This window comes from Flavobacterium sp. LC2016-13 (assembly GCF_009707955.1).
GTDB lineage: Bacteria > Bacteroidota > Bacteroidia > Flavobacteriales > Flavobacteriaceae > Flavobacterium.
Genome location: NZ_WMDQ01000005.1, coordinates 39822 through 52208, shown reverse-complemented (window position 1 = coordinate 52208; position 12387 = coordinate 39822). Strand labels below are relative to the sequence as shown.

11 protein-coding genes are annotated in these 12387 nt (G+C 33.2%); 6 read left to right on the top strand and 5 right to left on the bottom strand.

Features of this window, described 5'->3' with window-relative positions:
- Window positions 1-90 precede the first annotated feature (90 nt).
- The 4 genes from GKZ86_RS11905 to GKZ86_RS11890 all read right to left on the bottom strand — a co-directional run bounded on the left by GKZ86_RS11905 (window position 91) and on the right by GKZ86_RS11890 (window position 4355).
- Entirely contained in the window at window positions 91-2043 is a 1953-nt protein-coding gene (locus GKZ86_RS11905; RefSeq protein ID WP_154783342.1) for a PKD domain-containing protein, read from the bottom strand.
- 185 nt (window positions 2044-2228) lie between these two features.
- Entirely contained in the window at window positions 2229-3218 is a 990-nt protein-coding gene (locus GKZ86_RS11900) for a hypothetical protein (protein ID WP_154783341.1), read from the bottom strand.
- Between the two features lie 185 nt (window positions 3219-3403).
- Window positions 3404-3988, bottom strand: coding sequence for a hypothetical protein (locus tag GKZ86_RS11895; RefSeq protein ID WP_154783340.1), 585 nt, complete (start codon window positions 3986-3988; stop codon window positions 3404-3406).
- Between the two features lie 67 nt (window positions 3989-4055).
- Window positions 4056-4355 (bottom strand): hypothetical protein, encoded by a 300-nt coding sequence (locus GKZ86_RS11890; RefSeq protein ID WP_154783339.1) that lies wholly within the window; start codon window positions 4353-4355, stop codon window positions 4056-4058.
- 132 nt (window positions 4356-4487) lie between these two features.
- On the opposite strand from GKZ86_RS11890, the gene GKZ86_RS11885 reads away from it, so the two are divergent.
- The 6 genes from GKZ86_RS11885 to GKZ86_RS11860 all read left to right on the top strand — a co-directional run bounded on the left by GKZ86_RS11885 (window position 4488) and on the right by GKZ86_RS11860 (window position 10924).
- Complete coding sequence (locus tag GKZ86_RS11885; RefSeq protein WP_154783338.1) at window positions 4488-5072, top strand: RNA polymerase sigma factor; 585 nt, start codon at window positions 4488-4490, stop codon at window positions 5070-5072.
- Between the two features lie 2 nt (window positions 5073-5074).
- On the top strand, window positions 5075-5800 hold the full coding sequence (locus GKZ86_RS11880; RefSeq protein WP_154783337.1) for a tol-pal system YbgF family protein: 726 nt from the start codon (window positions 5075-5077) through the stop codon (window positions 5798-5800).
- 242 nt (window positions 5801-6042) lie between these two features.
- Complete coding sequence (locus tag GKZ86_RS11875) at window positions 6043-7713, top strand: S41 family peptidase (protein WP_154783336.1); 1671 nt, start codon at window positions 6043-6045, stop codon at window positions 7711-7713.
- A 212-nt stretch (window positions 7714-7925) separates the two neighbouring features.
- Window positions 7926-8705 (top strand): TatD family hydrolase, encoded by a 780-nt coding sequence (locus GKZ86_RS11870; RefSeq protein WP_154783335.1) that lies wholly within the window; start codon window positions 7926-7928, stop codon window positions 8703-8705.
- A 61-nt stretch (window positions 8706-8766) separates the two neighbouring features.
- The gene (locus GKZ86_RS11865) at window positions 8767-9903 is read left to right on the top strand and encodes a 1-acyl-sn-glycerol-3-phosphate acyltransferase (protein WP_154783587.1); all 1137 of its coding nucleotides are present in this window, start codon (window positions 8767-8769) and stop codon (window positions 9901-9903) included.
- Entirely contained in the window at window positions 9893-10924 is a 1032-nt protein-coding gene (locus GKZ86_RS11860) for an asparaginase (protein ID WP_154783334.1), read from the top strand. The genes GKZ86_RS11865 and GKZ86_RS11860 overlap by 11 nt, the downstream gene beginning before the upstream one ends.
- 151 nt (window positions 10925-11075) lie before the next feature.
- Here GKZ86_RS11860 and GKZ86_RS11855 read toward each other — a convergent pair whose 3' ends face one another.
- Window positions 11076-12308, bottom strand: coding sequence for an MFS transporter (locus GKZ86_RS11855; RefSeq protein ID WP_154783333.1), 1233 nt, complete (start codon window positions 12306-12308; stop codon window positions 11076-11078).
- Between the last annotated feature and the right edge of the window lie 79 nt (window positions 12309-12387).

Sequence of the window (12387 nt, the reverse complement as noted above, 5' to 3'; positions counted from 1 at the left end):
ATTAAAGTTGGGTTGTTTCTCAGACAGACATTTGTATTTAATAATACCATTTATGTAATATGAACTTATATAACTTATATGGTAAAAAAACTAAAACTTCCAAATTCCATAAAACTGAAAATAGTTAAAACCCTGTTCAAAGTTAATCACATAACGCGCGCCTAAACTCGGACCAATTCTCGCAAAACCCGCCGTTAAATCAAACAATAAACCCGTTTTAAAATCGGCGAAAGAAGTTTTCGTTGTGTTAGTTGTTGTAGTTGTATTGATTAAAAAGTTTTCCTTATCGCCTTCAAAAGTTTCAATTTTTATATTTTGGTTATGTTCTTCAGCAACATTTATATTGGCCTGAATTCCGGCACCAACTCCAATATAATTATTAATGTTATACCGAATCAAAACAGGAACTTCCCAATTAATATTTTTGTTTTCAGTTGCTGTTGTTGTACGAATCAATTGCCTAACTCCGTTTGCATTTGTGTTTATTTGATCTGCAATAATAACGGCATTATCGTATTTGTTTAAAGCATTGACCCATTCTGCCTGCCAATAAAAACGATACGATTTGAAAGGTGAAATCGTCGCGCCAACAAAATAACTTGTCGATTTTTCTAAATCAGGATAAAGATTATAACCCGCTTTTACGCCAATAGAAATTCCCGGTAAAAATCGGGTTGTGGCATAATTGGTAATTATAGGTTCATTTTTATCGAAAATAATGGCAGTTCTGCTTCTGGTTTTTACTTTATGAAAATCCTCTGCAAACTTCATCGAATATTTGACAAAACCTTTAGTGCTGTCTTTTTCATGAACATTTTTTTGCTCGCTTCCGGGTAAATAAATGTTTTTGAAAGTAAAGAAAATCTGTTTTTGTTTGATAATTGTATCCAGACAACTTATGGTTGGAACTTCGCCTTTTGGACAAATCGGACATTTTGGATACATGTCTTCGATCTGGAATGTTTTTTTATCGAACATATCCGGAATATCAGTTTCTAACCGAATCATTCTCGCCGGGCCTTCGCCGTTGTTTTGAAAACGGGTTTTAAAATTTACTCTTTTAAAACGAACTAATCTGTAATTCATAAAACTTCCGTTAGATCCCATTTTGTTAGGATCGTGAGATGTTACAATTTCCATTTCAAGATTTTTTATTTTATGGTTTTTATAACTTCTGTTCGGTACATAAATCCCACGCATCGTAACTGTTGCACTGGTATCTTTGATCATTTCCGGAGTTGTTTTAAAAGTATAAAAAACATTACGGGTTTCGCCCGGATTTGCATCGTCAAATTCTAAAACAGAAACATTGTGATATGTTTTATTTGATTCTAATAATGAAGCATCAAGATCTTCTTCAGAAGTTGTATTTCTATATTTTTTAGTTCTGATTGTATTTTCGGCAGAAGCCAAATAAGATTTTGTATCGTCAAGATCATTAACCGAAGCAACTAAATTCTCTTTTACTTCGCGCTCGCCTGCATAAGTTCTAAAATCGACCAATTCGAAGTTGTTGTTTTTAAATTGCTTCTCATTATAAAAAAGATAAAGCTTTCCACTTGAGACATAATTCTCTAAATTTTGATAACCTACTACGACTACCATTTCCTGTTCCGGAATTGGATCGCAGTTTTTTAAGATCGCAAATCCGTTTTGGTCTGCTATTGAAGCAATGTCTTTAAAATCAGTATCAGTGATGTCATTAATGGCTACTTTTTTGGGACGCGTTGCCGGAGGTTTTCCGTTATCATAATTGTTGGTTACGGCAAGTCTTGTGGTGTACGTTCCTTTGTTTTTGTAAACATGTTTTGGTTCCGCTTCTTTACTATAATGTCCGTCGCCTAGTTCCCATAAATAAGAATAACTCGGTTTTGGCGCACCCGCAATTGGAATTAAAGGCGGCGTTTCCGGTTTATACGAAATAGCATTTCCGTTTTGGATTAAACCAATGTTGGCCCTTCGGGTTATCGTATCTTTTACTTTGGTTTGGGAGAAAGAGAATATTGAAAAAAGAATAAAGAGAATAGATGATAGTGGTTTCATAACTAGGTACTTTTTTAGCCCTGATGGGAGCGGCATCCTTTTTATCCGCTTTTTTGCGGATGAAAAGATATAGCGGACAGCAGGATTAGCTTCTGAAAATCATCAGCGTTAATTTGAAAACTTGATTAAATGTAAAAAAAAGTGATGAGCAAATCATCACTTTTTCTTAAAAAATATTTTGTAAGTTACTGAATAGCATTGATTGCAGCTACCAGTTGAGCTTCTGTACCAACTGTTGTTTCGGCAATTGTAAAGGTATAAACAGCATTTGCAGTTATCGTTACCGCTTTGATTGCATAACGCCATTGACCATTATCTTCGGTAGCAAAAATGATGTGACAAGCTAAACCAACCGGAATTTGACCGTAGTGTTCGCTAAATAATCCTTCGGCTGTATAAGTATCTAATTTTGCAAGAGCATTTGTTCCTTCTCCATCATAAGAAAGGTAAACCGCACTATTAGTGTTGTTATAACCATCAGGAGCATCAACAAGAAGTGTCGTTTTTGGTCTTGGATCGCTGTAGAAACGGTCTACGTTTGTCCATCCAAAGTTACCAAAAGTTACATAATAGTTGTTTCCTTCGCCTTGAACACCACCTTTTCCACCGCCGGTTCCATCAGCATTTGGTTTGTTTTCTCTCCATGCCAATTCTCCGTTGTCATCAATTGCACCATTCCATAACGTCATTGTATTATCAAGACCATCAGTTAAAGCCGTTGGAACAATTAAATTCATTGTACAAGAAGTTTGAAGCGCAACACCACCCTGAGTAGCTTTGATGAAGAATTCACCACCAGAAATTAATAAGTTTTTCTTTCCGTCAGCAGTAATTCCCATTGTTGGTTTGTTGGTTACCAACATATTTCCTTTGTCAAAAAGTTCGATATACTCAATATCAACAGATCCAGTTACAGCAACCCCGTTTTTAGTCAAACAGTCTCCGTTAATGCTTAATTTAACTCCTTTTGCAGAAGTTAGCGTAACTACTCCGCTTCCTGCAGTAATAGTAAAGTTTTGAGTATTTCTTTTAATTCCTTTTTCAGTTATTCCTTTAAAAGCGCCTGAAGTTGGAGGAAGAATAACATTGTCTTCGCCGCCATCGTTGTTATCACAACTTACGAATGAAGTTAAAGCTAAAAATAAAAATGCAAGTGTTTTAAATTTTGTGTTCATGATTTCTAATTTTTATAAATCTGTCTTGATTATTTTCAAGTGGTTTTCAGATTCTGGTTAATTATAGTTTTTATATTCTTATATCAATTCGGGTTTGATATTGTTACCCTTATTTTTAAAATTTATTTTTTCAACCTGTTTTATACTGTTATATCAACTTGTGTTATTCTTTGTTACCCCTAATTTTAATTTATTTTAAAACCCAGCGCTATATAAGGTTGTGCGAAGTCGGGAACAGGACCTCCGGCACCATGAAAGTTTGAGCTTAGAAAAACTGCGGTTCCTTGAGTAATAGGATAAGGAACGGTTGTGTTGTTTGATTTTCTTAATACACGTCCTACCGTTTGGTTAAGCATTGTATATCCCGGAAGAATGGTTCTTTTTACAGTAATAATATCGCCGGAGTTTACAATTACCGGTGTTATTGATTGATAATCTAAAGTAGTTTGCGAAAAAGTATGCGATCCGCTATAACTTGTATTGGTAGTTGTATTGATAACTTCCATAGTATAACCGCCTGTGTATGTCGTTGGGTTTTGATAACCTACGCTGCAAATTTCTCCGTTGGCATTAATTTGAATTGTGTATTCATGTGTTTCCAAATCCATTGTTGTAACATCATTATAGCCATTTGCAGTAGAAAATGCATTTGTAATTAATGTAGAAACATAAGTAGTATCACATACGTTGTTTGTTGGGTCGTTGTCATTGTCGCAGCTTATTATCGAGGCCGCAGCAAAACAAAATATAAAGATTTTAAGTGTTTTCATGATTTCCTGTTTTTATAAAGTTTTATATGAATAGATGTTTTGTGTTGAAAAATTGTTATCCTAATTTTTATTTTGAGAGGCATTTTTCTTCAAATAAATTCCCGTCTTCATCGAGTGCGACCAGAATGTCTTTTTTCCGCGAAAGCGTAACGATTAAATAAATCCAGATAAGAGACCAAAATCCTAAAGTTATAACCGTAAGAACAAAATGCAGGGAATGATTGATTTGTTTTTTTTCTTTGGATAAAACCACATACGGTAGTTTCTCATTATGCTCTACAATCACGAAACCGTTTCTGATTTTAGAAGAAAGTAATTTGTGAAACTGATCCTGATTTTTGTCGTCTATAAATTGGTAACTTTCCATTTCTCTTAATTTTTTAATGGTTTTAAAAGATTGTTGTTAACTTTATATCAACTTGATTTTATAATTGTTACCCCAATCGTTAAAATTTATTTTGAGATTATATTTACATTAGCTAATTAAAAAGTTGTTTTTATGGGCAAAATCAAAATTCATCCTGACCAGAAATATATTGAAGGACTTGCGGTAAATAATTCGGCAATCATTCAGGAGATTTATAAAAAGTTCGTTCCCAAAGTTGTTTTTTACATTAAGAACAATTCGGGAGATCAGGATCAGGCGCAAGACATTGTTCAGGAAATAATGATTTTGCTTTTTAATCAGGCCAAAGCCAATACGCTGCAATTGACTTGCCCGTTTGATGCTTACTTTTTTTTGCTATGCAAAAGAAAATGGCTTAACGAATTGAAAAAAACTTCGAATAAAGGGGTAACAATTACTGAAGATGTGGGATCTATAAATGAATCCGGATTGGAACTGGTAGAGCAAACGGAACAATTTGATGAAAAACAGCAGCTTTTTGACGCTATGTTTCTAAAATTGGGAGATAAATGTCAGGAATTGCTAAAGCTGAGCTTCGCCATTAAGTCAATGGAAGAAGTCGCTGAAAAACTTAACGTTACCTACGGTTATGTCCGTAAGAAAAAATCGTTATGTATTGGGCAGTTAACACAATGGATTCAGGAAAATAACAACTTTAAATCCCTAAAAAACAATTAGTCATGAACGAGGAACGCTACATATTATTTGATCAATATCTTCAGGACGAAATGACTGTTGAAGAAAAAAATAGCTTTGAAAAACAATTGGCGGAAGATCAGGAATTTGCCGCTACATTTGAAACTTTTAAAGCTGTAAATCTTCAGTTAGAAAATAAATTTGGGTATGAAATGGAAAGAGAAGTTTTCAAAGAAAATCTAACTAAGATTTCTAATAAACATTTCAATGCAAATAAACCAAAAGTAATCCCGCTAAGACCTTGGCATTACGGAGTTGCTGCATCTGCCGTAATTTTGATTGGATTGCTTCTTTACAATTACAACCAAAATCCTGCCTTTGAAGATTTTAATCATCCTGAAAAAGCTTATTTTACAGAAAGAAGTGATGCAGATGCAGTATTAAAACAAGCCGAAGCAGCATTTAATTCAGAAGAATATAAAGAAGCCGTTCCGCTTTTTGAATCTATTTTAAAAACAACTAATACGCCTGAGATTCAATATTTTTATGGAGTTTCATTATTAGAAGCAAACCAAATAAAAAAGGCTGAAAACGTGTTTAATACGCTAAAATCAGGTACTTCTGTTTATAAAGATAAAGCAACGTGGAATCTGGCATTAATAAAATTAAAACAAAAAGACTATGAGGCCTGTAAAGAAATCTTATTGACGATTCCTCAGGATTATGAAGATTATGTTGAGGTTCAGATTTTATTAAAAGAACTGGAATAAATTTTTTCGCAAAAGACATAAAGAATTTACACAGAGATTCGCAAAGAGTTAAAATACTTTGCGAATTTTTTTTGGATTGCTCAGTTTAACAAAAAGCAACCTGAAAATTATTACAAACAAAAGCAGCTTATAAAAAGTTGCTTTTACGTAAACCCGTAATCGAATTTGGATTTTTAATTCTAAATTCGATTTTTATTTTATAAACTAACCACAACTAATTTACCAATTTTAACCTTTATTGAATGAAAAAAATCACCTTCTTTTTTCTTTTAGTTTTTTCACAAATTACATTTAGTCATTCCAAAATTACCGAAACAGAAAAGCTTGCTGCCACTTGCAAAGTCTGGGGTTTCTTAAAATATTATCATCCAAAAGTAGCCAATGGAGAAGTAAATTGGGATAAGCAGCTTCTGGATATTTTGCCGAAAATAGATAAAGCACAAACCAAAGAAGAATTTTCATTAATACTCGAGAACTGGATTGATGATCTTGGTCCGATAAAAGAAATTGCACCAATCGCTGTGCCAAAAGATGTGGAGTATTTTGATAAAAACTTCGATTTATCTTGGATCAACAGTAGCAAAACATTTTCGAAAAGACTTTCGAAGAAACTCAAGTTCATTGAAGAAAACAGATTTCAAGGTGAACAATATTACGTAGCAGGATTTGATCATGTTGAAAATGTTTTTGTGAGAAACGAAAATCTTGACAATCTCAATTATAATGAGAAAAACCCAAGACTTGTGGCGTTATTTATGTATTGGAATTTAATTGAATATTTTTTTCCGTATAAATATGTGATGGATACAAAATGGGATAAAAGTTTAGAGGAATTGCTGCCATATTTTGTTGCTGCCAAAGACGAAGAAGTGTTTTATAATACAATGGAAAAATTAACAGTGAGGCTTAATGATAGTCATGTTACATTTTTTAGATATCCGAAACAAGATGCTGATCTTAATAAAGAAAGACATTATTTGCCTTTTAAAGCCAAAATCATTGACGAAAAATTAATTGTTACTGAAATTCTTGCAGATAGTCTTGCTGAGGCAGATGGCATCAAAATTGGAGATGTAATTACTAAAGTAAATGACAAAACTATAAGTGAAATTATTTCTGAAAACAGGGCTTTAGTGAGTGCTTCAAATGAAGGTTCTTATTTAAAAAATGTCATAAAACGCATTGAGATGGGTTATACCGATAGCATAACATTAGAATTTCTAAAAGAAGATAAGTACACATCAAAAACAATGAAATGGTATAATTATCATGATTCTCATAGAAATGAGTTTAAGAAAAGTACGGTAAAAAAAGTACGGTTTAAAATGATAGACAATAACATTGGTTACGTAAACATGGGAAACCTAAAACCATTTCATATTTCGACCATGATAGAGCAATTAAAATCTGCAAAAGCGATTGTTTTTGACATGAGAAATTATCCAAACGGAACCTTTAGAGAGATCTCAGATTTTTTAAATACTAATGAAAAAGAATTTGCTATTTATATAAGACCTTATTATACCTATCCGGGAAAATACAAATGGGATGAAGGAACAAAATCCGGCATAGAAAATAATAAAGATTACTACAAAGGTAAAGTCATTGTGTTACTTAACGAAGAATCTATAAGTCAATCTGAATGGACTGCAATGTGTTTTCAAACAGCGCCAAATACAACAATTATTGGAAGTCAAACTGCCGGTGCAGATGGAAATGTGAGTGATTTTGATACCATAAAAGCATTTTATTCAAGATTTACAGGACTCGGCGTTTTTTATCCGAACAGACGCGAAACCCAAAGAATAGGAATTGTTCCGGACATTGAAGTAAAACCAACAATCAAAGGAATTCAGGAAGGAAAAGATGAGGTTTTAGATCGGGCATTAGCTTTTATTGAAACCGGGAAATAATTTTTTGTCATCCTGACGGAGGAAGGATGACAAAAATGAGACATTACTCTACCGGGACTTCGACTTCGCTCAGTCTGACAAAAGAAAAATCCGTGGCAATCCGCGTTTTCACAAAGTGAATCTGTTTAATCCGTGTACCATTTACCGCCACAACATTCAAATTGGGAAAGTTTTTAATATTGTCGTAATTTTGGCTTCTTAAAAATTTCACATTGAATTCAACACCAATTATTACCGATACGCACACACATTTATATTCTGAAGAATTTGATCAGGATCGTGACGAAATGATACAAAGAGCCATAAATGCCGGAGTAACCCGTTTTTTTATTCCTGCTATTGATGCTGCGGCAACACAATCTATGTACGATTTAGAGCAAAATTATCCGGACTATGTGTTTTTGATGATGGGTTTGCATCCCACTTACGTGAAAGATAATTACGAAGAAGAGCTGAAACACGTAGAAACGGAATTATCAAAACGAAAATTCTATGCTGTTGGCGAAATCGGAATCGATTTGTATTGGGATAAAACGCACTTAAAAGAGCAGCAAATTGCCTTTAAAAGACAAATTCAATTAGCAAAACAATACAAACTTCCAATCGTAATTCATTGTCGAGAAGCATTTGATGAAATCTTTGAAATCCTTGAAGAAGAAAAATCTGAAGATTTATTTGGGATTTTTCATTGTTTTTCCGGAACTTTATTACAAGCTAAGCAGGCAATTTCTTACAATATGAAATTAGGAATTGGAGGCGTAGTAACATTTAAGAACGGAAAAATAGATCAGTTTTTAAATCAAATCGATTTAAAACATATTGTGCTCGAAACAGATTCACCATATTTAGCGCCAATTCCATATCGTGGAAAACGAAATGAAAGTAGTTATTTGGTAAATGTAATTGCAAAACTGGCCGATATTTATGCTATTTCTGAAGAAGAAATCGCCGTAATTACAACCCAAAACTCAAAAGACGTTTTTGGTATTTAACCCAATAGTTACTTTATTTTGAATTTTTTTTTGTTCATTTGCCCACTTAAAAATAGATATGATGCAGAAATTTGATGCTATTCGACCGTTTTATGATTCTGAAATAAATGAAGCACTTCATGATGTTGTAAATCACCCGATGATGAAAACCATGATGAACTTTACTTTTCCGGAAGTAGAAGACGAAGTTTGGAAAGATCAATTAAAGAAAACACATTCTATTCGTGATTTTCAATGCAACTTTATTTATAATACAATACAAAAGGTTCTTGAAAAAAGCTCTGAAGGCCTTACGACTTCAGGATTTGATAAACTTGAAAAAAATACATCTTATTTATTTATATCAAATCATAGAGATATTCTTTTAGATACCACATTATTAAATGTTTGCTTGTTCGAACATGGTTTGGTAATGACAGCATCTGCAATTGGAGATAATTTGGTTAAAAAAGCATTTTTGGCAACTTTGGCAAAACTAAACAGAAACTTTTTGGTTTTAAGAGGTTTAACACCGAGAGAAATGCTGCAAAGTTCTAAATTGCTGGCAGAATATATGGGACAATTATTGCTTCGCGAAAATCGTTCGGTTTGGATTGCTCAAAGAGAAGGAAGAACGAAAGACGGAAATGATGAAACCAATCCGGGAGTTTTAAAAATGATTGGAATGGGTTCTGATGAAGCCAATTTAATGGACTATTTTAAGAAATTAAAAATTGTTCCGGTTTCTATTTCATACGAATACGATCCGACAGATGTTTTGAAAATGCCTCAATTAATGGCAGAAGCAAATAACGAAATTTATATTAAAGATAAAAATGAGGATTTCATGACCATTTTAAGTGGAATCATGGGAACCAAAAAGAGAATACATATTTCAGTTGGAGATGTTTTAGATACTGAAATTGATCAGATTGTGGCTGAAAATGACAATGCAAACAAACAAATTCAGGCATTGGCACAAGTGATTGATGATTCGATTCTTAAGAATTACCAATTATGGCCAACTAATTTTATTGCTTACGACATCTTAAACGAAACTGATAAATTTTCTCATTTATATAAAGAGAATGAAAAATCATTGTTTGAGCGTCGTTTAGAAATGCGTATTGGATGTGATAATCCGGTAACAAGACTTGGATTTTTATCCATGTATGCAAATCCTGTTGTCAATAAATTAAAATATCAGGATGTCTTCTAAAGCTAAAATACTTTTAATATATACCGGTGGAACCATTGGTATGAGTAAAGACTTTGAAACGGGTGCGCTTAAAGCATTCAACTTTGGTAAATTATTGCAAAATATTCCTGAGATCAAACAACTGGATTGTACGATTGAAACGGTTTCTTTTGAAAACCCAATGGATTCATCGAACATGAATCCTCAAATGTGGACGAAAATTGCTGAAATTATCGAACAAAACTACATAGCTTATGATGGTTTTGTGGTTCTTCACGGATCAGATACTATGTCATATTCAGCATCGGCATTGAGTTTTATGTTAGAGAATTTGACAAAACCAGTTGTGTTTACAGGCTCACAATTACCTATTGGGGACTTGCGTACCGATGCTAAAGAAAACCTAATTACAGCGATTCAGATTGCTTCTCTTCAGGAAAACGGAAAACCCGTTATTAATGAAGTTTGTTTGTATTTTGAATATAAATTATACCGCGGAAACCGAACTTCAAAGGTAAATGCAGAACATTTTAAAGCTTTTACGGCACCAAATTATCCTGAATTGGTTGAGTCTGGCGTTCATTTGAAGCTAAATAAACATTTATTTCTTCCAATAAAGAAAGATGCAAAACTAATTGTCCATAAAAACTTAGACAATCATGTGGCTATTATAAAAATGTTTCCCGGAATGAGCGAAGTCGTTTTATCTTCAATTTTAGCAATAAAAGATTTACGCGGAATTGTTTTAGAAACGTATGGTTCAGGAAATGCTCCAACCGAAGATTGGTTTTTAAATTTAATTCAAAAAGCAATTCAGTCCGGATTACACATTGTAAATGTAACACAATGTTCTGGCGGAAGTGTAAATATGGGGCAGTACGAAACCAGCACAAAACTAAAATCGCTTGGCGTTATTTCAGGAAAAGATATTACTACAGAAGCTGCAATTACAAAATTGATGTATTTGCTTGGACACAATATTCCACAATCTGAATTTAAAGATGTTTTTGAAACTGCTTTACGCGGAGAAATTTCGTTATAGTTTTTTCACCATAAAGTGATATAAATTTATTTAAGTGAAGTAAATGCAGCGCCGTTGTGTCATTTCGACGTAGGAGAAATCACATCCAGAGAGCAACGAACTGTAAATACATTATGTGATTTCTGTTTTGTTGAAATGACATAATCCCTTTTTAATTTTTATAATGAACCGGACAAGTTTCTAACTCTTCCTGAGAACTGCGATTTTTATAATACACATAAACAATTACCGAAACAATACATATTATTCCCTGAATTGCAACCGTTGTTCTTGTTCCGATAATATGCGAAACATATCCAATTATTAAACTTCCCACAGGAATCATTCCCTGATAAGCCATTAAATAATAACTAATACTTCTGGAACGCATATTTACAGCACTTTGAGTTTGAACGTAAATGTTTATAGATGAGGTTTGTGCCATCATTCCAACACCACTTAATCCCATGCATATAAGCGCTATAATCAAACTATTTGAGTAAGCAAGTATAATAATGCTAAAGCCTAATAATAAACTCGCAGCGATCATTATTTTGTTCATGTTGTCTGATTTTTTAAGATTGGCCAAATAAATTGCTGATAAAATCGAACCAATTCCGGCCGCACTTTCAAACCAGCTAAAAGTTTCAGCATTTCCGCTAAAAATATCTTTGGCAAAAACAGGCATCAAAGTATTAAAAGAAATAACAAATAAACTGCTGCACATCAACATTAAAAGCATTTTTGCCATTTCAGTTTCTTTTTTCACATAATCTAAACCTTCAATAAAATCTTCCAGCATTTTAAATTTATCAGTTGCTTTTATATGCGGCGTAATTTTCATCATTAATAAAGAAACTAAAACCGGAATGTAGCTCAGGAAATTTCCAATAAAACAAATGTCTTCACCATAATTGTGCAGAATAATTCCGGCCATTGCGGGTCCTGCAATTCGGGCAAAATTATTTAAAGTTGAGTTTAAAGCAACTGCATTTGGCAAATCTTCTTTGTTGTCTACAATATCAATCATCATGGTTTGTCGGCAAGTCATATCAAAAGAATTTATGATTCCCTGAATTAAACTCAGCGCCAGAATAAAGTTGATGTTGTATATTTTTAAATAAATCAATAAAGCCAGAGCACCAGCCTGAAGCATTGCCAAAGATTGCAGCAAAATCATGGCTCGGTGTTTATCATAACGTCCAATAATACTTCCTGCTAACGGAGCCAGAAACAGAGACGGAATCATACTTAAAAAAGTAGTTAAGCCAAGTAAAAAAACCGAACCAGTTACACTATAAACCATCCAGCTTACTGCCGTTTTTTGAAGCCAGGTTCCAACTACAGAAACCGATTGTCCGTAAAAGAATAATTTGAAGTTTTTTGATTTTAAGGCCTTAAACATGATGCTTGATATTTTTTTACAAAGTTCGGGATTATGATTTCATTAGAAAAATTAATAATTTTACTGATAATAAGTATTT